The 23923-nt window shown below is 72.0% G+C and carries 21 protein-coding genes and 1 pseudogene; 16 read left to right on the top strand and 6 right to left on the bottom strand.

Translation table 11 applies throughout. The features are described 5' to 3' along the window. The first annotated feature begins 234 nt into the window (after nt 1–234). Together ACFWZ2_RS16125 and ACFWZ2_RS16130 are read left to right on the top strand one after the other, a co-directional pair. Complete coding sequence (locus ACFWZ2_RS16125) at nt 235–1059, top strand: hypothetical protein (protein WP_384545989.1); 825 nt, start codon at nt 235–237, stop codon at nt 1057–1059. A gap of 127 nt (nt 1060–1186) precedes the next feature. Continuing rightward, nucleotides 1187–2332: a glycosyltransferase family 4 protein gene (locus tag ACFWZ2_RS16130; RefSeq protein ID WP_384545990.1), complete on the top strand. Its 1146-nt coding sequence runs from the start codon at nt 1187–1189 to the stop codon at nt 2330–2332. A 6-nt stretch (nt 2333–2338) separates the two neighbouring features. Here ACFWZ2_RS16130 and ACFWZ2_RS16135 read toward each other — a convergent pair whose 3' ends face one another. Further along, nucleotides 2339–3961, bottom strand: coding sequence for a PucR family transcriptional regulator (locus ACFWZ2_RS16135; protein WP_384545992.1), 1623 nt, complete (start codon nt 3959–3961; stop codon nt 2339–2341). Between the two features lie 159 nt (nt 3962–4120). On the opposite strand from ACFWZ2_RS16135, the gene ACFWZ2_RS16140 reads away from it, so the two are divergent. Then, a complete protein-coding gene (locus ACFWZ2_RS16140; RefSeq protein WP_384545993.1) occupies nt 4121–5614 on the top strand; it encodes an APC family permease in 1494 nt (497 codons plus the stop codon). Between the two features lie 18 nt (nt 5615–5632). Here the strand turns inward: ACFWZ2_RS16140 and ACFWZ2_RS16145 are convergent, their stop codons facing one another. After that, a complete protein-coding gene (locus ACFWZ2_RS16145) occupies nt 5633–7444 on the bottom strand; it encodes a glycoside hydrolase family 15 protein (protein WP_384546259.1) in 1812 nt (603 codons plus the stop codon). A gap of 445 nt (nt 7445–7889) precedes the next feature. Here ACFWZ2_RS16145 and ACFWZ2_RS16150 point away from each other — a divergent pair, with 445 nt between their 5' ends. From ACFWZ2_RS16150 to ACFWZ2_RS16205, 12 genes and pseudogenes are all read left to right on the top strand, one after another. Next, entirely contained in the window at nt 7890–9551 is a 1662-nt protein-coding gene (locus ACFWZ2_RS16150) for a CTP synthase (RefSeq protein WP_384545995.1), read from the top strand. Nucleotides 9552–9637: 86 nt separating this feature from the next. Then, nucleotides 9638–10264, top strand: coding sequence for an NUDIX domain-containing protein (locus tag ACFWZ2_RS16155; RefSeq protein ID WP_384545997.1), 627 nt, complete (start codon nt 9638–9640; stop codon nt 10262–10264). A 158-nt stretch (nt 10265–10422) separates the two neighbouring features. Further along, a complete protein-coding gene (locus tag ACFWZ2_RS16160) occupies nt 10423–12516 on the top strand; it encodes a tetratricopeptide repeat protein (RefSeq protein ID WP_384545998.1) in 2094 nt (697 codons plus the stop codon). Nucleotides 12517–12661: 145 nt separating this feature from the next. Continuing rightward, nucleotides 12662–13777 (top strand): alanine dehydrogenase, encoded by a 1116-nt coding sequence (gene ald / locus ACFWZ2_RS16165; RefSeq protein WP_362326961.1) that lies wholly within the window; start codon nt 12662–12664, stop codon nt 13775–13777. Nucleotides 13778–14123: 346 nt separating this feature from the next. Next, nucleotides 14124–15296, top strand: coding sequence for a ParA family protein (locus ACFWZ2_RS16170; protein WP_384546000.1), 1173 nt, complete (start codon nt 14124–14126; stop codon nt 15294–15296). Continuing rightward, on the top strand, nt 15281–15874 hold the full coding sequence (locus tag ACFWZ2_RS16175; protein ID WP_384546002.1) for a hypothetical protein: 594 nt from the start codon (nt 15281–15283) through the stop codon (nt 15872–15874). Before ACFWZ2_RS16170 ends, ACFWZ2_RS16175 begins: the two co-directional genes overlap by 16 nt. An 18-nt stretch (nt 15875–15892) precedes the next feature. After that, the gene (locus tag ACFWZ2_RS16180) at nt 15893–16855 is read left to right on the top strand and encodes a segregation and condensation protein A (protein WP_384546003.1); all 963 of its coding nucleotides are present in this window, start codon (nt 15893–15895) and stop codon (nt 16853–16855) included. Beyond that, nucleotides 16852–17508 (top strand): SMC-Scp complex subunit ScpB, encoded by a 657-nt coding sequence (gene scpB, locus ACFWZ2_RS16185; protein WP_384546005.1) that lies wholly within the window; start codon nt 16852–16854, stop codon nt 17506–17508. The genes ACFWZ2_RS16180 and scpB overlap by 4 nt, the downstream gene beginning before the upstream one ends. A gap of 12 nt (nt 17509–17520) precedes the next feature. Next, nucleotides 17521–18672 carry a pseudouridine synthase gene (locus ACFWZ2_RS16190; RefSeq protein ID WP_384546007.1) on the top strand — a complete coding sequence of 384 codons (1152 nt, stop codon included), beginning with the start codon at nt 17521–17523 and terminating at the stop codon, nt 18670–18672. Nucleotides 18673–18787: 115 nt separating this feature from the next. After that, nucleotides 18788–19522 carry an NUDIX domain-containing protein gene (locus ACFWZ2_RS16195; RefSeq protein ID WP_384546009.1) on the top strand — a complete coding sequence of 245 codons (735 nt, stop codon included), beginning with the start codon at nt 18788–18790 and terminating at the stop codon, nt 19520–19522. Beyond that, nucleotides 19519–20520 carry an ADP-ribosylglycohydrolase family protein gene (locus tag ACFWZ2_RS16200; protein ID WP_384546010.1) on the top strand — a complete coding sequence of 334 codons (1002 nt, stop codon included), beginning with the start codon at nt 19519–19521 and terminating at the stop codon, nt 20518–20520. The genes ACFWZ2_RS16195 and ACFWZ2_RS16200 overlap by 4 nt, the downstream gene beginning before the upstream one ends. A gap of 100 nt (nt 20521–20620) precedes the next feature. Further along, nucleotides 20621–20788 (top strand): annotated as a pseudogene (locus tag ACFWZ2_RS16205) (nucleotidyltransferase domain-containing protein); the annotation flags it as partial. Here the strand turns inward: ACFWZ2_RS16205 and ACFWZ2_RS16210 are convergent. The 4 genes from ACFWZ2_RS16210 to ACFWZ2_RS16225 are packed head-to-tail and all read right to left on the bottom strand — an operon-like array spanning nt 20714 to nt 23293. After that, nucleotides 20714–21463 (bottom strand): DNA polymerase beta superfamily protein, encoded by a 750-nt coding sequence (locus ACFWZ2_RS16210; protein ID WP_384546012.1) that lies wholly within the window; start codon nt 21461–21463, stop codon nt 20714–20716. The pseudogene ACFWZ2_RS16205 and the gene ACFWZ2_RS16210 overlap by 75 nt on opposite strands. A gap of 22 nt (nt 21464–21485) precedes the next feature. After that, nucleotides 21486–21980 (bottom strand): Rieske (2Fe-2S) protein, encoded by a 495-nt coding sequence (locus tag ACFWZ2_RS16215; protein WP_384546014.1) that lies wholly within the window; start codon nt 21978–21980, stop codon nt 21486–21488. After that, complete coding sequence (locus tag ACFWZ2_RS16220; RefSeq protein ID WP_384546016.1) at nt 21977–22570, bottom strand: DUF6529 family protein; 594 nt, start codon at nt 22568–22570, stop codon at nt 21977–21979. Before ACFWZ2_RS16220 ends, ACFWZ2_RS16215 begins: the two co-directional genes overlap by 4 nt. A 36-nt stretch (nt 22571–22606) precedes the next feature. Further along, entirely contained in the window at nt 22607–23293 is a 687-nt protein-coding gene (locus tag ACFWZ2_RS16225) for a hypothetical protein (RefSeq protein ID WP_384546018.1), read from the bottom strand. A gap of 133 nt (nt 23294–23426) precedes the next feature. Between ACFWZ2_RS16225 and ACFWZ2_RS16230 the strand changes: the two genes are divergently transcribed. After that, the gene (locus ACFWZ2_RS16230; protein WP_384546261.1) at nt 23427–23921 is read left to right on the top strand and encodes a YidB family protein; all 495 of its coding nucleotides are present in this window, start codon (nt 23427–23429) and stop codon (nt 23919–23921) included. The last annotated feature ends 2 nt before the right edge of the window (nt 23922–23923 follow it).

Below are 23923 nucleotides of genomic sequence, written 5' to 3' on the forward strand. Positions count from 1 at the left end.
CTACCAACCCCAAACCGCCCCAGCCCCTTGACCGAAGTCATAGGGGCACCCCCCCGCAGGCCCGGGGGCGCGTGTGCCCCCGCTTCCACCCACCCACCCCACCCCAGCGCCGCCGCAGGCCCCGCCGCTGTGGGCAGGCGTGCCGCAGGGCGGCACGGGTGGGCACAGCCCACGTCGCCGGGGGGCGTGAACGGAGGCGGGAGGCCGGGTGTGGGTGGGGCGTAGGGTTCGGGGATGGGTGAGCGAGGTTTGGGGCGGTGGGGCGGGGCCCTCGTGGGGGCCGGGGTCGCCGCACGCGCAGGGGCCGCCGTGCTGCGGGCGTGGGCGCCGGGCGGGGCGGGCCGGTGGGAGCGGAAGAACTACGCGGGGCGGACCGTGGAGTTGTACGCGGGACCGGCCGCCGCCGTCGGCACAGCGATCGGCGTGAGCGCGCTGCCCGCCAGACCCCGCGCCGCCGCGACACTGGCCGTGCTCGCGGCAGGCGCCTGCGGGACGTACGACGACATGGCGGGGGCCGGTGATCCGCGCCGCGGGTTCCGGGCGCATCTGGGGGCGCTGCGGCAGGGCGAGGTGACCAGCGGCGCCGTGAAGCTGTTCGGCGTCTCGGCCGCGGGCCTCGCCGCCGGTGCGCTGCTCAAGGAGCGCCCCGTGGACCGGCTGCTCGCGGGTGTGGTCGTCGCGGGCGCCGCGCACTTCGTGAATCTCGTCGACGTACGCCCGGGAAGGGCCGCCGGGACCGTGCTGGCCCTCGCGGCACCGGGGCTGCTGCGCAAGGGCCCCGGCGCGGTCGTCGCCGCGGCCTCGATGGGCGCGGCCGCTGCCGTGCTCCCCGACGACATCGGCGAGCGCGCGATGCTCGGCGACGCCGGGGCGCATGCCCTGGGTGCGGCGCTGGGCACCGCCGTCGTCGCGGGCAATGGACGCCTCGGCCTCGCCGCGCACGCCGCCGCACTGGTGGCCGCGGCGGTCTACGGGGACCGGGTGAGCGCGTTCGCTTCCACTCCTGCCGTCCGCACAAACACGGCGACCCTCACCCGTGTGGGTGATCCCAGGCCCTGAGTTGCCCCTCCAAACGCGGAAGTGACCTTTCGGCGGTGCCGGAACGCCCGTGCGGGCTGGCATCCTTGGCGCAGCATCTGCCCGACCCGCCCGAGCACCCCGACGCAGACTCAGGAGTCCCGGCCACGTGAGCCACGTGAGCAGCCACTCGCCGCACGGACAGACGTCACTGCACACCGTTCAAGTCCTCGGCGGCGGCAGCGCGGGCAGCAGCGCGCACGTCAGATCGCTGGCCGCGGGACTCGCCGCCCGGGGCGTGCGGGTCACCGTGTGCGCCCCCGAAGAGGCGGCCCTCGCATACGACTTCGCGAGCACGGGCGCCCGGCACGTCCCCGTGCCGCGGAGCGGCGATCCCGCCTCCGTCGCCGCCCTGCGCGCGGCCTGCGCCGAGGCCGATCTCGTCCACGCGCACGGCCTGCACGCCGCCCTGCGCGCGTCCGTCGCGCTGACCGGACGCCGCACCCCGCTCGTCGTCACCTGGCACACCCGCTCGCACGCGGAGGGCGCCCGTGCCCGCGTCCTGCGCCTTCTGGAGCGGCGCGTGGCCAGGGCGGCCGCCGTGGTCCTCGGCACCTCGTCGGATCTCGTCGACCGGGCGCGCAGCAGGGGCGCGCGGGACGCCCGTCTCGCGGCGATCGCGCTGCCCGCGCCGCGCCGCCCCGAGGCCGATGCGGCCGTCGAGGAACCCGAATCGGTCCGTCACAAGGCCCGCGCCGAACTCGGCGCCGTGGACCGGCCGTTGATCCTGGCCGTCGGCGCCCTCGAACGGCACCGCGGCTACGACCACCTCCTGGACGCCACGCGCGTGTGGCGGCACCTGGATCCGCTGCCGCTGCTCGTCGTCGCGGGGGAGGGGCCCGAACGGGCCGTCCTGCAGCGGCGCATCGAGGCGGAGGGGCTGCCCGCCCGGCTCGTCGGGCGGCGCGACGACGTGCCCGAGCTGCTCGCGGCCGCCGATCTCGCGGTGGTGCCCAGCAGTTGGGAGTCCCGTTCCGTCCTCGCGCAGGAAGCCCTGCACGCGCGCGTGCCGCTGGTGGCGACGGCCGTCGGCGGTGTCCCCGAACTGGTCGGCGACGCCGCCGAACTCGTCCCGTACGCCGACGCGGAGGCCCTCGGCACCGCCGTCGCCCGGCTGCTCGCCGACCCGGTGCGCAGGGGCGAGCTGAAGGCCAGGGGCGCGGCGCAGGCCGCCACATGGCCGACGGAGGACGAAACGGTCACCCAAGTGCTCAGCGTGTACGACGAGTTGACCCAGCCGCTGCCGTACAGCTGAGGCGCCTCACAGCACGTGGCGGCGCGCCCGCAGGGCCAGGCTCAGGGCGAGCACCGTCTGGGGGTCGTCGAGGTCCGTGCCCAGGAGTTCGCTGATCCGGGCCAGGCGGTTGTACAGGGTCTGCCGGTTCAGGTGGAGTTCGCGCGCCGTCTCCGCCTTGCGGCCCGCGTGCGCCAAGTACGTCTGGAGCGTGGGCAGGAGCGGCGGCCTTGACCGCTCGTCGTGGGCGCGCAGCGGGCCGATCGCACGGTCCACGAACGCCGCCAGGTCGGGATGGTCCCGCAGCCGCCACAGGAGCAGGTCGATGTCGAGCCGCCGCGCGTCGTACCAGGGGCGGTCGGACAGGCCCTGCGCGGCCGCCGCCGTCTCCGCCGCGTGCCGCAGGCCCGCGGACGCCGCGGCCCAGCCGCCCGCGACCCCGACCACGACGACCGGCGGCTGCGCCCCGGGCCGCTGCATCCCGGCCCGCTCCACTCCGGCCCGCAGCGCGGCGGCGACGCGGTCGGCCACCGCGGTGCGCTCCGACTCCGAGCGCAGCCCGAGCAGCAGCGGCACGCGGCCCTCGACGGGGCGTACGCCCAGGAGCACCGGCACTCCCACCGACGCCAGCTCCTCGGCGACCGCGCGTGCGAGGACCGCCCAGGCGCCGCCGGTCGGCAGCCCGTCGGCGAGCCGCATCACGACCGGCAGGAGCGGGCTCTCGCCCGGCTTGAAGCCGAGTACACGGGCCTGTGCGGGGGCGTCGTCGGCCGCGATCCGGCCCTCCGCGAGGTCGGTGAGGAAGTCGCCGCGGCCGCGCGCCGCGAGCTCCTCCTCCTGGCGGGCCTGCATCAGGACCACCGCGAGGCTGCCCGCGGCCCGCTCCGCGGCGATGCGGTGCACGGGCAGCGGCGCGGACTCCACGGCGAGCAGCACGAGCCTGGCCCGCACCGAGCCCGTGCCGGGCCCGCCGCCCGGCACGTCGACGAGGACCGCGCCCGCGGGCGGCCCGTCCTTGCGGTGCCCGCGCAGCCCCTCCCACACCTGCAGCGGATCGGCGCACTCGGTGCTCGCGCCCGCGGCGTACAGGAGCTGCCCGTCCGCCGTCTCAAGGAACACCGGGTTGCCGCTGAACTCCGCGAGGATGCCGAGGACTTGAGGCACGCCGCCCCCGCCGAGCAGCGCCTCCGTGCAGCGTCTGTGCACCTCCTCGGCCCGCTGGAGCAGCGCGTAGTGGCCGTTGACGATCTCGGTGTGCACCTCTTCGGTGACCGTCACGAAGGGCACCTCGCGGTGCAGCTGCACCAGCGGGAGGCCGGCCGCCCGCGCCGTGTCCACGATCGCCGCGGGCAGCCGGGTGAAGCGCGGGCCCAGCTCGACCACCAGGGCCGCGATGCCGCGCTCGGCGAGGTTGCGCACGAAGGCACGCTGTTCGGCGGGGCGCGCACCGAGCCCGAGCCCGGTGGTGAGCAGCAGTTCGCCGCCCTTGAGCAGGGAGGCGATGTTGGGCACCTCGCCCGCGTGGACCCACCGCACGGTCCGCTGCAGCCGCTCCGAGCCCGCGACGACCTCGGGGAGGCCGCTGCGCAACCCCGGCAGTTCCAGCGCGCGCTGCACGGTGATGCCGCCCTGAGTGCCCTGACTTTCCATGGCGCGGACGCTACCGGGGCACACGTTCTGGCGATATCTCAGGCGGGTCACGGTGGTGGTCCGGGGCCCTCGCGGCCCGACAACTCGTCGCTTCCGCGCGGCAATTGTGCGACCCCCTGCCGCTTGTGGCGTACGTCACTCGACGGCAAGGTGCCCGCCATGTCAGAGCAACCAACCACACCCGAGGTCCACCGCCTCAAGGCGAACTCCGTCGGGGTCGTCGGCGTCGTCTTCATGGCGGTCGCCACCGCGGCGCCCATCACGGCGATGACCGGCAACCTCCCGATCGCCGTCGGCGCGGGCAACGGCACCGGAGCCCCCGCCGGCTACCTCTTCGCGACGCTCGTCCTGACGGTGTTCTCCGTCGGATACGTCGCCATGGCCCGGCGCATCACCGCAGCGGGCGCCTTCTACGGCTATATCTCGCACGGCCTCGGCCGCGTCGCGGGCCTGGCGTCGGGGCTGCTCGCCGTCCTCGCGTACATCGTCTTCGAGGCGTCGATCGTGGGCGTCTTCGCGTACTTCGCGCGGACCACCGTCCTCGATCAGCTCGGCGTCGACGTGCCGTGGATCGTGTACGCGGCCGGGATGCTGGCCGTGACGGCCGTCCTCGCGTACTTCGACATCAACCTCACCGCGAAGGCGCTCGGCGTGATGCTCGTCGCGGAGATCGCCGTCCTCTTCGCGGTCGCCACCGCCGTCCTGGTCCAGGGCGGCGGCCCCGACGGAATCCCCCTCGAACCGGTCAACCCGAAGAACGCCTTCACCGGCACCTCCGCCGGGCTCGGCCTGTTCTTCGCCTTCTGGTCCTGGGTCGGCTTCGAATCGACCGCGATGTACGGCGAGGAGTCCCGCGACCCCAAGCGCGTCATCCCCCGCGCGACCCTCGTCTCGGTCGTCGGCGTCGGCCTCTTCTACATCTACGTCTCCTGGATGACGATCGCGGGCAACGGATTGACCGGCGCCGTGCGCGTCTCGCAGTCCGCAAGCCCGCTCGACCTCTTCTTCGACCCCGCGCACGGCTTCATCGGCGCCTGGGCGGTCGACACCTTCCAATGGCTGCTGATCACGGGCTCGTTCGCCTGCGGCATGGCCTTCCACCAGTGCGCGGCCCGCTATCTGTACGCGATCGGGCGCGAGGGCCTGCTGCATCGCGCCCTCGGCCGCACACACCCCGCGCACGGCTCGCCGTACATCGCCTCGTACGTCCAGTCCGTCATCGCCGTCGTGCTCGTGGCCGCCTTCTGGCTCGCCGGACTCGATCCGTACGTCCACCTCTACACGCTGCTCGCGATCCTCGGCACGATGGCGATCCTCATCGTGCAGACCCTGTGCTCCTTCGCGGTGATCGGCTACTTCCGGCGCAACCACCCCGAGGACCGGCACTGGTTCAAGACCCTGCTCGCCCCGCTGCTCGGCGGCGTCGGCATGAGCGCCGTCGTCGTGCTGCTCGTCGTCAACATGGACACGGCGGCCGGTGCCGCGGCCGACTCGCTCTTCTTCAAAGCCATCCCGTGGATCGTCGGCCTGGTCTTCTTCGGCGGCATTGGCCTCGGTTGGTACCTGAAGGCCCACAGGCCCTTGCGGTACGAGGTCATCGGCCGCGTCGTCCTTGAGGACGCGGCCGAACGCACCGAAGAAGCTCTGACCTGAGCACAGGTGCGGGCGGCGTCAGCCGCCGTACGCCCCCGAAGCCGTGAGCCGCAGTGCCGTGTCGATCAGCGGCACGTGGCTGAACGCCTGCGGGAAGTTGCCGACCTGGCGCTGCAGCCGCGGATCCCACTCCTCGGCGAGCAGCCCCAGGTCGTTGCGGAGCGCGAGGAGCTTCTCGAAGAGCTTGCGGGCCTCGTCGACCCTGCCGATCATCGCGAGGTCGTCGGCCATCCAGAACGAGCAGGCGAGGAACGCCCCTTCGTCGCCTTCGAGGCCGTCCACGCCCGCGTCGTCACCGGTCGTCGGGTAGCGCAGGATGAAGCCGTCCGACGTGGAGAGCTCGCGCTGGATCGCCTCGATCGTGCCGATGACGCGCTTGTCGTCGGGCGGCAGGAAGCCCATCTGCGGAATCAGCAGCAGCGAGGCGTCCAGCTCCTTGGAGCCGTACGACTGCGTGAAGGTGTTCCGCTCCTTGTCGTAGCCCTTCTCGCACACGTCCCGGTGGATGTCGTCGCGCAGCTCGCGCCACTTCTCCAGGGGGCCGTCCGCGTCGCCGGACTCGATGAGCTTGATCGTGCGGTCGACGGCGACCCAGACCATCACCTTGGAGTGCACGAAGTGGCGGCGAGGTCCTCGCACCTCCCAGATGCCCTCGTCCGGCTGGTCCCAGTGCGTCTCCAGGTAGCGGATCAGCTTGAGCTGGAGCAGCGAGGCGTAGTCGTTGCGGGCGAGGCCCGTCATATGGGCCAGGTGCAGGGCCTCGGTGACTTCGCCGTACACGTCGAGCTGCAGCTGGTGCGCGGCGCCGTTGCCCGCCCGTACCGGCTGCGAGTCCTCGTACCCCGGAAGCCAGTCCAGCTCTGTCTCGCCGAGCTCGCGCTCGCCCGCGATGCCGTACATGATCTGCAGGTTCTCCGGGTCGCCCGCGACCGCCCGAAGGAGCCACTCGCGCCAGGCGCGGGCCTCCTCGCGGTAGCCGGTGCGCAGCAGCGAGGAGAGCGTGATCGCGGCGTCGCGCAGCCATGTGAAGCGGTAGTCCCAGTTGCGGGAGCCCCCGATGTCCTCGGGCAGGGAGGTGGTGGGCGCCGCGACGATCCCGCCGGTGGGCGCGTACGTGAGCGCCTTCAGCGTGATCAGCGAGCGGACCACGGCCTCGCGGTAGGGGCCGTGGTACGTACAGTGCTCGACCCACTCCCGCCAGAAGGTCTCCGTGGCGGTGAGCGCCGCCTCGGGCTCCGGAAGGGCGGGCGGCTCCTTGTGCGAGGGCTGCCACGAGATGGTGAACGCGATCCGGTCGCCCGGCGCGACCGTGAAGTCCGAGTACGTGGTCAGGTCCTTGCCGAAGGTCTCGGCGGACGTGTCCAGCCAGACGGAATCGGGGCCCGCGACGGCCACCGTGCGCCCGTCGACCTTGTGCACCCAGGGCACCACACGGCCATAGCTGAAACGCATCCTCAGCGCGGAGCGCATCGGGACGCGGCCGCTGACGCCCTCGACGATCCGCACCAGCTGCGGGGCGTCGGTGTCGCGCGGCGGCATGAAGTCGATCACGCGGACGGTGCCGCGGGGGGTGTCCCACTCGGATTCGAGCACCAGGGAGTCGCCGCGATAGGTGCGGCGCGCGGCAGCCGGTGGCTGCGCGTCCGGGGTGTGTGCGGGCCCGAGGCGCCAGAAGCCGTGCTCCTCGGTGCCCAACAGGCCGGCGAAAACGGCGTGGGAGTCGAAGCGGGGCAGGCACAGCCAGTCGACTGTGCCGTCCCGGCAGACCAGGGCAGCGGTCTGCATGTCTCCGATGAGTGCGTAGTCCTCGATGCGCCCGGCCACGTGCATCTCCAGTCGAACGGCCACGTTCGCCCCGCGGGGCGCTTACTGGTCAGCGGTCAAGTGATCGTTGACGAGCGCTTGTTCCGGATGCAGGGCGGGGTGATGCCGTGTGCCGGAGGGGGCTCGGCAGCGAGTGTCCGAGCAGGATACGACGCACCCTAGTGATCCGCGCGCCCCTCCGGACAACGCGGCTCCGCCGAACGGGTGAACGCCTGGTGAGGGGCGGTGCCCGGGCCGACGCGCGGGGCGTGCGGGTCTCGTGACCGTCGTGTGTGCGCTCCGTGGCGGAGCGTGGCCGGAAGCAGGCCCGTCCCGTCGCTGATACCCTGGTAGCCCGTGAGCCGGTGGTCATAGAACCCCCGAACCGCAGCGACGGCACCTCCCCCGAATCCCTGGTGAGGGCGCCGGTACGCACCCTCCAGACCGCGACCACGGGAGCCCCCTCTTGGCCATGCAGCCCAAATCCACGACGACCAAGCACATCTTCGTCACCGGGGGTGTCGCCTCTTCCCTCGGCAAGGGTCTGACTGCCTCCAGCCTGGGTGCGCTCCTCAAGGCGCGTGGCCTGCGCGTCACGATGCAGAAGCTCGACCCGTACCTGAACGTCGACCCGGGCACGATGAACCCCTTCCAGCACGGCGAGGTGTTCGTCACCAACGACGGCGCCGAGACCGACCTGGACATCGGCCACTACGAGCGCTTCCTCGACGTCGACCTCGACGGCTCCGCGAACGTGACCACCGGCCAGGTCTACTCCCAGGTGATCGCCAAGGAGCGGCGCGGCGAGTACCTCGGCGACACCGTCCAGGTCATCCCGCACATCACCAACGAGATCAAGCACCGCATCCGCCGCATGGCCACGGACGACGTCGACGTCGTGATCACCGAGGTCGGCGGCACGGTGGGCGACATCGAATCCCTTCCGTTCCTGGAGACCGTCCGCCAGGTCCGCCACGAGGTCGGCCGCGACAACGTCTTCGTCGTGCACATCTCGCTGCTCCCGTACATCGGCCCCTCCGGCGAGCTGAAGACCAAGCCGACCCAGCACTCGGTCGCCGCCCTGCGCAACATCGGCATCCAGCCCGACGCGATCGTGCTGCGTGCCGACCGCGAGGTGCCCACCGCCATCAAGCGCAAGATCTCGCTGATGTGCGACGTGGACGAGGCCGCGGTCGTCGCCGCCATCGACGCCAAGTCGATCTACGACATCCCGAAGGTCCTGCACACCGAGGGCCTCGACGCCTACGTGGTGCGCAAGCTCGACCTGCCGTTCCGCGACGTCGACTGGACCCAGTGGGACGACCTGCTCGACCGCGTGCACAACCCGAAGCACGAGGTCACCGTCGCCCTGGTCGGCAAGTACATCGACCTGCCCGACGCCTACCTCTCGATCACCGAGGCGATGCGCGCGGGCGGCTTCGCCAACAAGGCCCGCGTCAAGGTCAAGTGGGTCACCTCGGACGACTGCAAGACCCCGGCGGGCGCCAAGAAGCAGCTCGGTGACGTCGACGCGATCCTGATCCCCGGCGGCTTCGGCGACCGCGGTGTCTCCGGCAAGGTCGGCGCGATCCAGTACGCCCGCGAGAACAAGGTGCCGCTGCTCGGCATCTGCCTCGGCCTGCAGTGCATCGTCATCGAGGCCGCCCGCAACCTCGCGGACATCCCCGACGCCAACTCCACCGAGTTCGACGCCGCCACCGCCCACCCGGTGATCTCCACCATGGCCGAGCAGCTCGACATCGTCGCGGGCGAGGGCGACATGGGCGGCACGATGCGCCTGGGCATGTACCCGGCGAAGCTCGCCGAGGGCTCCATCGCGCGTGAGGTGTACGACGGCAAGGAGTACGTCGAGGAGCGCCACCGTCACCGTTACGAGGTGAACAACGCCTACCGCGCCGAGCTGGAGAAGAAGGCCGGTCTGCAGTTCTCCGGCACCTCCCCGGACGGCAAGCTCGTCGAGTACGTCGAGTACCCGCGTGAGGTGCACCCCTACCTGGTCGCCACGCAGGCCCACCCGGAGCTGCGCTCGCGCCCGACGCGTCCGCACCCGCTCTTCGCCGGCCTGGTGAAGGCGGCCGTCGAGTGCAAGACGGGCGCCAAGTCCGGCAAGTAACACCAGGGCGATACGGTTGCCGGGGTGCGTGCCTTATGAGGCGCGTGCCCCGGTTTCTGTTTGCACGTGTGGGAGGACAGAGCGACATGACGATCAAGGACACCGCCGAGGAGTGGCAGGTCACGGCGACCCAGACGCCGTTCGTCGGGAACAAGACCTCCGTACGCACCGACGACGTGGTCATGCCCGACGGATCCGTCGTGCGCCGCGACTACCAGGTGCACCCCGGCTCGGTGGCCGTCCTCGCACTCGACGACGCGGGCCGCGTCCTGGTCATCCGCCAGTACCGCCACCCCGTCCGCGAGAAGCTCTGGGAGATCCCCGCCGGGCTGCTCGACATCCCCGGCGAGAACCCGCTGCACGCCGCCCAGCGCGAGCTCTACGAAGAGGCGCACGTCAAGGCCGAGGACTGGCGCGTGCTCACCGACGTCTACACCACCCCCGGCGGCTGCGACGAGGCCGTGCGCGTCTTCCTCGCCCGTGACCTCTCCGAGGCCGAGGGCGAGCGCTTCGAGGTCTCCGAGGAGGAGGCCGACATGGAGCTCGCCCGGGTGCCCCTCGAAGAACTCGTACGCGGTGTGCTCGCCGGAGAGCTGCACAACAACTGCCTCGTGGTGGGCGTCCTTTCGCTCTGCGCGGCGCTCAACGGAGACGGCGTCGACGCGCTGCGCCCGGCCGAGGCGCCCTGGCCCGCGCGGCCCTTCGAGGTCTGAGGCCGACCGTCACGAGGTCTCGTATGACGATCCACTGATCCGATCGGGCGACTTGTGCGCGCCGCGCGGCCGGGTGGGCCGCAGGGCCTGAACTAGGCTCTGAAAGCGTCCCGCCCGGAGTCCCGGCGGGTTCGTGCAGGCGGACGGGAGCGTGGCCCGTGACGGATCAGGCGGTCGACACGGACGGTGCGGCGGCGGGCGGCGCGGTGCCGTCGCCCGCGAGTGCCGCGGCCGGGCCGACAGAGACTCAGTTCGTGGGCAGGCGCCGGGAGTTGAAGGAACTCCGCGCCGACATCGACCGGGCAGGACTCGACACCCTCTCGGGCCGCAAGGCACCCCGCGCGCGCGTCCTGCTGATCGCGGGCCAGCCCGGAACCGGCCGCACCTCGCTCGCCGCGGAACTGACGCGGCAGCTCGCGGGCGACTACCCCGACGGGGTGCTGCGGGCCCGCCTCACCGAGCCCGACGGCGCGCGGGTGCCCACCGAACGCACCGCCCGTGAACTGCTCGACGCGCTGGCCGTGCCCGCGCCGCCCGGCGCCTGCGAGGACGACCTCTCCGCCGCGCTCAGGGACGCGCTCGCGGACCGCAGGGCGCTGCTGTTCCTCGACGACGCGGCGGACGCCGAGCAGGTCGACCCGCTGCTCCCCGACACCCCCGACTGTCTCGTCGTCGCCGTCTCCGACGGGCCGCTCACCGGCATCCCCGACGTGCGGCCCTGCACGCTCGGCGGCCTGGACAAAGGGGCCGCCGTCGAACTGCTCGCCCGCGCTGCGGGCGCCGTGCGCATCACCGTCGACCCGCGCTCGGCCGAGAGCCTGGTCGAGGCGTGCGCGGCGCACCCCCAGGCGCTGGTCCTCGCGGGCGGCTGGCTCTCCGTGCGGCCCAAGGCCGCCGTCGCCGATCTGGCCAAGCAGGTGCACGACATGCCGGACGAGGGGTCCGCCCTCGCGCGTGTCTTCTCCCACACGTACGCATCGCTGCCCGGGCCCGCCGCGCGGATACTGCGATTCCTCTCGCTCGCCCCGGCCGGCCACGTCGACCCGCACACCGCGTCCGCGCTCGCGGGCTGCTCGGTCTCCGCGGCCCGTACGACCCTCGACGACTTCGTGGCGCTCGGCCTGGTGCGCGCCGTGGACTCGCCGCTTCCGCAGTACGAGGTGCCGGGCTGCCTGGTGCCGCTGCTGCGCTCCCGCACCGAGAGCCAGGACCGCCCCGCCGAGGTGCAGCTGGCCAGGGCCCGGATGCTGGAGCGGACCGTGCGGCTGCTGCAGTCCTGCCGTGCGGTCACCGAGCCCGAGGGCTCGGCCGCCCGCAAGAAGCTCGCGGGGCTGCCGCGGGCGCTGCGCTTCCCCTCCGCGGGCGCCGCCGCCGAGTGGCTGCGGATCCGGCAGCCCGCACTGCTCGCCGCCGCCCGGCTCGCGGTGGCCGACGGGGATCTTGACACCCTCGCGCGGCGCCTGATGGCGGCCCTGACGCGGGCCCTTGTCGCCCACCGCGGCAAGGAGGACGCGGCTCCCGAGCTGTACGGCATCCACCAGCTGGTCCTCGGCGTGGCCGAGCGGCGGAACCTGCCGCGCGAGCAGGCCGCCGCGCTGCTGAACCTCGCCGACCTGGACGCGCAGACGGGACGGACGCGCGACGCCCTGGCCCGCTACCGTGCGGCGCTCGACGCGGGACGGGCGGCGGGCGATCCGTACGCCATCGGGCGCGCGATGGAATCCGTAGGCGGCACCTATCAGGAGCTGGGGGACTGGCCGCGGGCCTCGGACTGGTACGGCAGGGCGCTGGCCCAGCGCCTGGCCCGTGGCGAGCGCGCCGACGCGGCCCGTCTCTACGGCCGGATCGGCGCGGTGCACACCTACGCGGGTCGCTACGGAGAGGCCCTGCGCAACTGGAGTTCGGCCGTCACCGGGCACCGCAAGAACGGCGATGTGGCCGCCCAGGCAAGGGCGTTGAGCGAGATGGCGCGGGTGCAGGAGTACGCGGGGCGGCCCGAGGAGTCGCTGCGCACCTGCCAGGAAGCCGTCGAGTGGGCGCGGCACGCCAAGGACGTACGCCTGCAGGCGGCGCTGCAGCTCAGGCTCGCGGACACCCTGGAGCGGCTCGGCGACCCGGCGGCCGCCCGGCTGCACAGAGGCGCTGCCGAGCGCATGCTGGGAACGGAGTTCCCGGCGGACGCGAGGCTTGAATCGAACGGTGGAGCGGGGTCTTCCGCCTACGAAATCCGTAGCGCATCTGCGGAAGATTGAAGTATTGAAAGGCTAGACAGCGAGAAATCCTTCATTAGACTGGCTCCGCCGCGTCCATCCGTGGCGTCCCCCGCTGCGCCCTTGTGTGCACCGGTCTGTACCGCATTGCCCGAGAAATCCCCTGAGCCAAGGACCGTGATCGACGATGAAGGTCGGCATCCCCCGCGAGGTCAAGAACAACGAGTTCCGGGTGGCCATCACCCCCGCCGGCGTGCACGAGCTGGTGCGCCACGGCCACCAGGTCGTCATCGAGCGGAACGCCGGCGTCGGCTCCTCGATCACGGACGCCGAGTACGTCTCGGCCGGTGCCCAGATCCTGGACACCGCCGACGAGGTCTGGGCCACCGCCGACCTCCTCCTGAAGGTCAAGGAGCCCATCGCGGAGGAGTACCACCGCCTCCGCAAGGACCAGACCCTCTTCACCTACCTGCACCTGGCCGCCTCCAAGGAGTGCACGGACGCGCTCCTGGAGTCCGGCACGACCGCCATCGCGTACGAGACGGTCGAGACCGCGAACCGCGCGCTCCCGCTGCTCGCCCCGATGTCCGAGGTCGCGGGCCGCCTGGCCCCGCAGGTCGGCGCCTACCACCTGATGGCCGCCAACGGCGGCCGCGGCGTCCTGCCGGGCGGCGTCCCGGGTGTGGCCGCGGGCAAGGCCGTCGTCATCGGCGGCGGTGTCTCCGGCTGGAACGCCGCGCAGATCGCCATCGGCATGGGCTTCCACGTGACCCTGCTCGACAAGGACATCAACAAGCTCAAGGAGGCGGACAAGATCTTCGGTACGAAGATCCAGACCGTCGTCTCCAACGCCTTCGAGCTCGAGAAGGCCTGCCTCGAGGCCGACCTCGTCATCGGTGCCGTCCTCATCCCGGGCGCCAAGGCCCCGAAGCTGGTCACCAACGAGCTCGTCTCGCGGATGAAGCCGGGAAGTGTCCTTGTCGACATCGCGATCGACCAGGGCGGCTGCTTCGAGGACTCGCACGCGACCACGCACGCCGAGCCGACCTTCCCGGTCCACAACTCGGTCTTCTACTGCGTCGCCAACATGCCCGGCGCGGTGCCCAACACCTCCACCTACGCGCTGACCAACGCGACGATGCCGTACATCGTCGAGCTGGCGAACCGCGGCTGGGTCGAGGCCCTGCGCCGCGACCCGGCGCTGGCCCTGGGTCTCAACACCCATGACGGCAAGGTCGTTTACAAGGAGGTCGCCGAGGCCCACGGCCTGGAGCACATCGAGCTGGAGTCGCTCCTCGGCTGACCCGGTGACCGACTCCGGTCGGTCCCGGACGCTTTCGTCAACGAGAGTCGTCAATCTCACGCCCACGGCCGGACCTTGAGAGGGGTCCGGCCGTATGCGTATCAGTGTGGACACGCTCAACTCGCCTTGAACGTAACCCTTTAACCGTTTCGCCCACCCCTGAAACGTGGCGATGATGAGCCGCACACCCTTGACACAAGGGCGTTCCGTTGCCGACACATCGGGCCGGGTCCGGCGGATTGTGTTGCTGTGGAGCGGTGACACGCCATAGAGTCGCCAACCGTCGGCATGGTGCCACGCTGACCTATCGAGAAATTTCCTGGTCACCAAGGAGGTAAGACGACTTGTGAATGAGTCGACATTTGCTCCCGGGGGTGGTCAACCAGGAACGTCTGTGCGGGACCAAGGACCCGTGGGGCTCGAGGCCGTCGGCTCCGTCGCTGTCCGCACCTTCGAAGCCAGGCAGAGCCCCCAGCCGACACAGTCAGCACCCCAGAGCATGGATGGCCATCACGTGAACGCCATGGCCGGCGACCGGAGTGGCGATAACACCCACACCCACCTCGCCGACTACGAGGAACTGCCCCAGGGGCACTTCTACGACCCCGACGCCGAGTACGAGCCCGATCCGGAGTACGCGGCCACGCTCGCGCCGGACGCCGCCCGTCAGCGCCGCGAGCGCATCGGCCCCACGGGACGCCCACTGCCGTACTTCCCGATCCCGGGCCCGCTGACCGACCACGGTCCCGCGAAGATCATCGCGATGTGCAACCAGAAGGGCGGCGTCGGCAAGACGACGTCGACCATCAACCTGGGCGCCGCGCTCGCCGAGTACGGACGCCGGGTCCTGCTCGTCGACTTCGACCCGCAGGGCGCACTCTCCGTGGGCCTCGGCGTCAACCCGATGGAGCTGGACCTGACGGTCTACAACCTCCTCATGGAGCGCGGCATGTCCGCGGACGAGGTGCTCCTGAAGACGGCGGTCCCGAACATGGACCTGCTGCCCAGCAACATCGACCTGTCCGCCGCCGAAGTGCAGTTGGTGAGCGAGGTCGCCCGCGAGTCCACGCTGCAGCGCGCCCTGAAGCCGCTGATGCAGGACTACGACTACATCGTGATCGACTGTCAGCCCTCGCTCGGCCTGCTCACCGTGAACGCCCTGACGGCGGCTCACAAGGTGATCGTGCCGCTCGAGTGCGAGTTCTTCGCGCTGCGCGGTGTGGCCCTCCTGACGGAGACCATCGAGAAGGTCCAGGAGCGGCTCAACCCCGACCTGGAGCTCGACGGCATCCTCGCGACCATGTACGACTCCCGCACGGTGCACAGCCGTGAGGTGCTCGCGCGCGTGGTCGAGGCCTTCGACGACCACGTCTACCACACGGTCATCGGGCGCACGGTGCGCTTCCCGGAGACCACGGTCGCCGGTGAGCCCATCACGACGTACGCCTCCAACTCGGTCGGCGCGGCCGCCTATCGCCAGCTCGCCAGGGAGGTGCTCGCCCGGTGTCACGCCGAGTGAGTCTGCCCGGGGCCGACGAACTGTTCCGTACGACCGGGGGGACGGCGCTCCAGTCGTCGTCTCCGCGGCGCCCGGCCAACGGCGAGGCGCGGGTGCCCGCTCCCGCGGGCGAGAGCGACGAGACGGCGGCATCGGACGACGCCGCACAGGGCGACGGCGGTGAGCCCGCCGAACACGCGGCCACGGACGCGGAGTCGGGCTCCGGCGAGTCCCGCAGCCGTGCCGCGGGCGACGCGGAGAAGGGCGCGGGGCGCCGTTCGTCCTCGTCGTCGGCGCAGGAAGGTTCGTCCACCCAGGGCGGCGGCAAGGCCGGTTCCTCCACCGCGCAGGCGCGGCGGCGGGCCCGGGCGGCCAACCGGCGGCCCAGCGGGCGCGAGCGGCACGACGAGAAGATCACCGTGTACGTCTCCGCCGAGGAACTGATGGACCTCGAGCACGCGCGCCTCGTGCTGCGCGGCGAGCACGGGCTCGCGGTCGACCGCGGGCGGATCGTGCGCGAGGCGGTCGCCGTCGTCCTCGCCGACCTGGAGTCCCGCGGGGACGCGAGCATTCTCGTACGACGGCTTCGTGGGCGGTAGGGGTAGCGTTCCCTGGCGATGCGCCTGAACGATGAATCCGCACCGCCCCCCGTTGCCCGCCGCCGCACGTTGGGGCGTGGGCCAGGGGCGGCTCCCGCGGAGCCGGTGCCGGAGCCGGAGTTGGTGCCGGAGCCGGAGCCGGAAGAGCCTGGCCCGCCGGTCGAGCCCGATGACGGGCGCTTCAAGGTTCGGCTCGCGAATTTCGAAGGGCCCTTCGATCTGCTGCTGCAGCTGATCTCGAAGCACAAGCTCGATGTCACCGAAGTGGCGCTGTCCAAGGTGACCGACGAGTTCATGGCGCACATCCGAGCCATGGGGGCCGACTGGGACCTGGACCAGACGACCGAGTTCCTGGTCGTCGCCGCCACGCTGCTCGACCTCAAGGCGGCGCGGCTGCTGCCCGCCGCCGAGGTCGAGGACGAGGCCGATCTGGCGTTGCTCGAAGCGCGGGACCTGCTGTTCGCGCGGTTGCTGCAGTACCGCGCGTACAAGCAGATCGCGGACATCTTCAGCGGGCGTCTGGAGGACGAGGCGCGGCGCTATCCGCGGACCGTGGGGCTCGAGCCGCACCATGCCGAGCTGCTGCCGGAAGTCGTCATCAGCATCGGGGCGGAAGGGTTCGGCAAGCTCGCCGTGAAGGCGATGCAGCCGCGCGCGAAGCCGCAGGTGTACGTCGACCACATCCATGCCCCGCTGGTCTCCGTGCGGGAGCAGGCGGGGCTCGTCGTCGCCCGGCTGCGGGAGCAGGGGGAGGCCAGCTTCCAGGTGCTCGTGGCGGACGCGGGGGACACCCTGACGGTGGTCGCGCGCTTCCTCGCGCTTTTGGAGCTGTACCGCGAGAAGGCCGTCGCCCTGGACCAGGAGGACCCCCTGGGCGAGCTGATGGTGCGCTGGACGGGCGGGGACGGCGCAGAGGAGCCGACGGTGACCGATGAGTTCGACCGGGCCCCCGAGCCGGTCAAGGACGAGGAGAAGGCGTGAGTGCGCAGAGTCCTGTGGGCGAGCTTGCCGGTGCCGTCGCGGAGCTGGCGCTGCGGCCGGCCCTGGAGGCCGTCCTGATGGTCGTCGACGAGCCCGCCACCGAGGAGCATCTCGCGAAGATCCTGCAGCGGCCGAGGCGCCAGGTCGCCGACGCGCTGCGGGAGCTCGCCGACGAGTACACGGTGCAGAAGCGCGGCTTCGAGCTGCGGCTCGTCGCGGGCGGCTGGCGGTTCTACACGCGGCCCGAGTACGCCGCCGCGGTCGAGGGCTTCGTGCTGGACGGGCAGCAGGCGCGGCTCACCCAGGCGGCCCTGGAGACCCTCGCGGTCGTCGCGTACCGCCAGCCGGTCAGCCGTTCCCGGGTCTCCGCGGTGCGCGGGGTGAACTGTGACGGGGTGATGCGGACGCTTCTCCAGAGGGGCCTTGTGGAGGAGGCGGGCGCGGAACCCGAAACAGGTGCGATCCTGTACAGGACGACGAACTACTTTCTGGAGCGGATGGGCCTGCGCGGCCTTGACGAGCTCCCGGAGCTCGCGCCCTTCCTCCCCGAGGCGGACGCGATCGAGTCCGAGACGCTGGAAGGTGTCCCGTCGTTCGACCCGGACGCACCCGATGCGCCGGGGTACGAGTACCCCCAGGGCACAGACGACTAGACGGAACTTTTGATGCGAAGCAGCAGCGGCAGGAACAGCAGCGGAAACAACGGCGGGAGCCGTGGTGGCAACAGCGGCGGCCGCGGCAACAGCGGCGGCCGGGGAAGCACCGGCGGCCGCGGCAATTACCGGGGTGCCGGCAATGGCCGTGACGACAAGCAGGGCAGCGGCAGGCCGAGCAAGCCGCGTCCCGAGGAGCGGCGCTACGACGTGAGCCCCGCCGACGGCGGCACCGGGCCCAAGAAGGGCCGGGGCGCGGCCGCGCGCGGCGGCGCCAAGGGCGGCCCCCGCACGTCCCAGGGCGCGGGTGCCCGCGGCAGCCGTCGTGGCGGCGCCCCGGCGACCTCGCGGGAGTACGACGCCCGGCAGGAGGAGCGCAACCGCGAGCGGTACGCGGGCAAGCCCAAGGTGAACCTGCCCAAGACCTTCCCGGGCGCCGAGCAGGAGGGCGAGCGGCTGCAGAAGGTCCTGGCCCGTGCGGGCTACGGCTCGCGCCGTGCCTGCGAGGAGCTGGTCGACGAGGCCCGCGTCGAGGTCAACGGCGAGATCGTCCTGGAGCAGGGGCTGCGCGTCGACCCGGAGAAGGACGAGATCAAGGTCGACGGGCTGACCGTCGCCACGCAGTCGTACCAGTTCTTCGCGCTGAACAAGCCCGCCGGTGTCGTCGCCACCATGGAGGACCCCGACGGCCGCCAGTGCCTGGGCGACTACACGAACAACCGTGAGACGCGGCTGTTCCACGTGGGGCGCCTGGACACGGAGACCGAGGGCGTCATCCTGCTCACCAACCACGGCGAGCTGTCCCACCGCCTGACCCACCCGAAGTACGGCGTGAAGAAGACCTACCTCGCGCACATCGTGGGTCCGATCCCGCGCGACCTGGGCAAGCAGCTCAAGGACGGCATCCAGCTGGAGGACGGGTACGCGCGCGCGGACCACTTCCGCGTCGTCGAGCAGACCGGCAAGAACTACCTGGTCGAGGTCACGCTGCACGAGGGCCGCAAGCACATCGTGCGGCGCATGCTCGCCGAGGCGGGCTTCCCGGTCGACAAGCTGGTGCGGGTGGCCTTCGGGCCGATCACCCTGGGCGACCAGAAGTCCGGGTGGCTGCGGCGGCTCTCCAACACGGAGGTCGGCATGCTGATGAAGGAAGTCGACCTCTAGGTCTTCTAGATCTTCTAGATCCTCCAGATCTTCCCGGGTCTTCGGGCCCTGAGGGGTTGTGGCTGCCCGTCCGCTCTCTTTATAGTCGTGATGACTATTAAGGGGGTGGGCGGGCATGTCCGTGTCCGGGACCTACGACAAACACGCCTATGAGCCGTTCGCGGTCACCGTCGACCTGGCGGTGTTCACCATCCGCGACGGCGCGCTGCACGTGCTGCTCGTCGAGCGCGGCCAGGAGCCGTACGCGGGGCGCTGGGCGCTGCCCGGCGGGTTCGTGCTGCCCGACGAGTCGGCCGAACGGGCCGCGGGGCGCGAGCTGGCCGAGGAGACCGGCATCGCCGACGTCAGCGGGCTCCACCTGGAGCAGGTGCGCACCTACAGCGAGCCCGGCCGCGATCCGCGCATGCGGGTCGTCTCCGTCGCCTTCGCGGCACTCGTGCCCGACCCGCCCGAGGCGCGCCCGGGAGGCGACGCGGCGCGCGCGGCCTGGCTGCCGTACGGCCCCGCGACGTACCGGCCGCTCGCCTTCGACCACGACCGGATCCTCGCCGACGCCCATGAGCGGGTCGGCGCCAAGCTCGAGTACACCGGGCTCGCCACCGCCTTCTGCGCGCCCCAGTTCACGCTCGGCGAGCTGCGGCAGGTCTACGAGGCGGTGTGGGGCGCCGAACTCGACCCCGCCAACTTCCGCCGCAAGGTCGTCGGCACCGCGGGGCTCGTCGAGGCGGTGCCCGGCGCCGCACGGCTGACCGGCGGCCGCGGCAAGCCCGCGGCGCTCTTCCGCGCGGGCACCGCCACCGCCCTGCATCCGCCGCTGCTCCGCCCCTCCTCGGAAGGAACCTCCTCATGAAGCGCGCCGCCACCGGATCCCTCCTGGGCCTCGCGCTCGGGGACGCGCTCGGCTTCCCGACCGAGTTCAACGACGTGCCTTCGATCCTCGCCAAGTGCGGGCCCTGGCGGGAGATGGAACTGCCGCGTCCCGCCTTCATCACGGACGACACCCAGATGACGCTCGCGCTGGCCCGCGGGCTGCGTACCGCCATGGAGCGCGGGCTGCTCGGGCCCAAGCGCCTGGAGCGGCCGCTGCGCGAGGAGTTCGTGGACTGGTACCAGTCGCCGGAGAACAACCGCGCGCCCGGCAACACCTGCCTGCAGGCCTGCTACCTCCTCAAGAGCGGCAAGCCCTGGCTGGACGCGAGCCAGGTGCACTCCAAGGGCTGCGGCGCCAACATGCGCGTCGCGCCCCTCGGGCTCGCCCCCGGGCTGAGCGACGAAGTGCGGGCCGGTGCCGCCCAGCTGCAGTCCGCGCTCACCCACGGCCACCCGACCGCGCTCGCCGCCTCCGACCTCACCGCGCACGCCGTACGGCTGCTCGCCGAGGGCGCCGAGCCGACAGGGCTCGTCGGACTGCTGCGCTCCTACGCGTACGAGAATCGTGAGACGTACCACGAGCGCTGGCTCGGCGAGCTGTGGACGCGGGACGGGGCCGCGACGCCGGAGGCGTTCATCGCGCGCGGCTGGGACGAGTGCCTCGACGTCCTCGGGCGGGTCCAGGAAGCGCTGCGCTCGCCCTCGCCCGAGACCGACCCGTGCCTCGCCACCGGCGAGGGCTGGATCGCCGAAGAGGCGTTCGCCACCGGCCTGTTGTGCTTCCTGATGTTCGTCGACGAGCCGGTCACCGCGCTGCGCAGGGCCGCCTGCACGTCGGGCGACTCGGACTCGATCGCGTGCCTGACCGGGGCCTTCGCGGGCGCCCACCTCGGGGCGGGCGCATGGCCCGCACAGTGGACGGACCGGATCGAGCACCGGGACGAGCTGCTCGCGTTCGGGGCGCTCTGGGACGCTTGAGGGATGACTGCGGACCTGCGCGGGGTGCACCTGCTGCCGGTGGCCGATCTGGTGGGGCGGGATCCATCTGATGCGCAGCGAGCGGGTCGTCGCCTAGGTCGAGGCCGAGCGCGGCGGCGCCGACGTGGACCACGCGCGCGTGGCCGCCGACGTGGAGCGGCTGCACGCCCTCCTGGACGAGGCCCAGGCGGACTCAGCGCTGCCGGGCATCCACTCCGCGTACGACGCGCTGCACGACCTCGTCGTCCGCGTACGCCTCAAGGGCTGACGCGCGGCGCGTGCGGAACAGGAAGTCCTCGATCCGCTTCCGGTCGGGCCCGGCCGGGAGCGGGCTGCGCGGCGCCGCCTCCTCGGCCTCGGCCGCGAGGCGGTTCATCCAGGACTCGACCTCGGGCCAGGACAGCTCGCCGCGCTTGACGGCGAGCAGCGGCTCGCGCTGCTCGCCCACGTCGATCGTCAGCTCGCCGGTGCGCAGCAGGTCCCGGCAGGACATCAGCAGCCGCAGCAGGTGCATGGCGTGCTTCCAGCGCGGGGCGCCGTGGGTGCGGACGTCCGAGTCGAGCTTCTTGCGCTGGCCGAGGGCGTAGCGCGCGAAGGTGTCGTGGGCCTCGCGGGAGAGGAACGCGTCGCGCAGGGCGAGGAGTTCGCGGCCGGTGTCGGTGACGTGCTCGACGAGCGGGGAGTGCAGGCACTCCAGGACGTTCGGGTTGGCGCGCAGGGCGAGTTCGCAGAAGCGCTCCAGCTCCCAGCTGAACTGTTCCTCGGCGGGACCGTCCAGATGCGTCGGGGGCTTCTCGAAGTGCCAGAAGAGCGGGGTGGGGGCGAGGAAGACGCCCCTGCGGTCGGTGTCGCTGCCGTCCGTGGCCAGGCCGAAGGCGCGCGAGCCCATCACGCAGGAGTAGATCGCGTGGTCGCGTACGAGAGCCAGGTCCTGGGGGTGCATGCGGTGAGCGTACGGGCCCCCGTCAGCCGAGCGTGATCGAATTTCCGGTGACCGTGATCTTCTGCGGGGGCAGTGGGCGCGGCGCGGGGCCGTCCGCGACCGCTGCGTCGGCCACGCGGTACTTGCTGCCGTGGCAGGGGCAGTTGATCGTGCCGTCCGCCACCTCGGAGACCGTGCAGCCCTGGTGGGTGCAGACCGCGGAGAAGGCCTTGAAGTCGCCGCTCTCGGGCTGGGTCACGACGACCTTCTTGTCCTTGAACACCTTGCCGCCGCCGACCGGGATGTCGGAGGTCTTCGCCAGCTCGGGCCCTGCGGGTGGCTTCTCGCTCTCGCCGGAGGGCTTCTCGCCGGACCCGGACGGCTTCTTCGACGCGGGCGTGCCGTCGGATTCTGTGGGGGACCGCGACGGCTCCGCCCCCTCGTCGCCGTACTTCGTGCAGCCCGCCGCCAGCGCCCCCGCCCCCGCCGCGAGAACCGCCCGCCGCGACGCGCCCCCGCTCACGCCGCCACCGCTCACGTCGTCACCCCGAACGTACGGAAGAACCACAGCGCCGACGTCAGCCAGAGCACCGTGAGCGACGCGAAGACCAGGCCCGCGACCACCGGAAGCAGCCAGCCGGGCAGCTTCTCCGAGCGGAGCAGCAGCATCTTGGCGCTGAACGCGCCGAAGAAGAAGCAGCCGAGCAGCGAGTGCCACATCACCCGGGTCGAGTACGTCTGGTAGCCGAGCGCGTAGAGGCAGTGCACCGCCACGGGGACGGCGACCAGGAACGCGATCCGGCCCGACCAGCGGTGCAGGGCCGCCGACCAGGAGGGCCCTGGGAGCTTGCCGTACAGCATCAGTGCCGAGACGACCTGGAGCAGCGCGAAGGCGAACGCCGTCGTGCCCAGCCAGGCCTTGACGGCGCTCGTGCTGCTGAACCCGGCCAGGTTGAAGGCGGTGCCCTCCGGGTCGTGGACCTTGCCGTACGCCCCGAGGCCCACCGCGACGACCGCGGCGAACAGTGCGGGCACCAGATAGCGGGCGGCGCCCGGCCTGCGGTGCTCGCCCGCGCCGGGAGGCACGGGGAAGCCGCCCTGGGTGGGGGCGTTGGGGTCGACGCTCATGAGGGCTCCCTCGACGGCGTTGCGGGACGGGCGGCGCTACGGCGTGACGGGACGGGCGGTGACGACGTCGCCGTCGACGCGGACGGTGCCGGTGCGCGGGTCGAGCCGCGGGGCCTTCGCGGGCTCGCCGTCGCGGTTGAGGATGCCGACCTGGCTGCCGTCGGGCAGGACGATCCAGCCGCCGTCGAGCTTCGCGCCGCGCACCTCGGTGGTGGCGCGGTAGAGGCCGGACGGTTTGACGGCCCTGGCGGCGGTGAACGTGCGGCTCCGGTCGACGTCGACCGTGCCGCGGACCCGCTTGCCGGAGAGCTGTCCCGTCAGCTTCGCGCCGTGCTTGCCGGTCAGCCGCATCGAGCCGTCGTCCTCGACGTTCCCCTTCAGCCAGGACTCGGTGTCGCGGCCGTCGCAGTAGTACGCGATGGCCTTGCCGTCGCGCAGCGAGATGGAGACCGCCGAGGTGTCGTCGTCGGTGCGGCCCGCGTAGTCGGCGTTGGGCGGCGGCTTCTGCGGCTTCTTCGACGGGGATGCGGACGGAGTGGCCGACGGGCTCTTCGCCGGTTCCTCGGAGGGCGTCGCCGTGGCCGTCCCGGGGGAGGAGGCGGCGCCGGGTTCCTCCCCTCCGTACGACGAACTGCCCGTCCCCGTCGTCGCGTTGAGCGACAGCATGAACAGGGCGAGCAGCAGCCCGGCGAGAAGGGTGTAGAGCGGACCTGAGCGCTTCATACGAGCCTCCCCCGAGGCACGGCACCTGCCGACACTCCATGCAAGCGGACCCGCGCCACCCCCGTCCATAGCTAAACGGCCCCCAATCGGCCCAAGTGGCGACAGGGGGCGATTCGGGCGACATTGGCATGGTCTGAGGCCCGCGGCCCTCCGCGGCGCGGGCCCGGCCACTCACTCGAAAGGCACGACCATGGCGGGTAACGATCTGGGCAGCCTTCTCGGCGGTCTCCTGGGCGGCGGCCAGCAGGGCGGCTCTTCCGGCGGTGGCGGTGGCGGTGGCGGTGGCAACATCCTCGCCGCGCTGCTCGGCGCACTCATGAGCAAGGGCGGATCGAACGGAGGCAACCCGCTGTCCGGCCTCCTGGACGGGCTGACCAAGGCGGGGCTCGTCGATCAGGCCCAGTCCTGGGTCGGCACCGGTGAGAACAAGGAGGTGACCGGCGCGCAGGTGCAGGAGGCGCTGCCCGACGACACCCTCCGCCAAGTCGCCGAGGAGGCCGGAGTCTCCCCTGAGCAGGCCGCGAACGAGATCGCTCAGGTGCTGCCGCAGGCCGTCGACAAGCTGACCCCCGGCGGCCAGGTGCCCTCGGGGTCGCTGGAGGACCTGATCAGACAGCAGCAGCTCTGACC

Source organism: Streptomyces sp. NPDC059002 (assembly GCF_042740435.1).
In the GTDB taxonomy this organism is placed as follows: Bacteria; Actinomycetota; Actinomycetes; order Streptomycetales; family Streptomycetaceae; genus Streptomyces.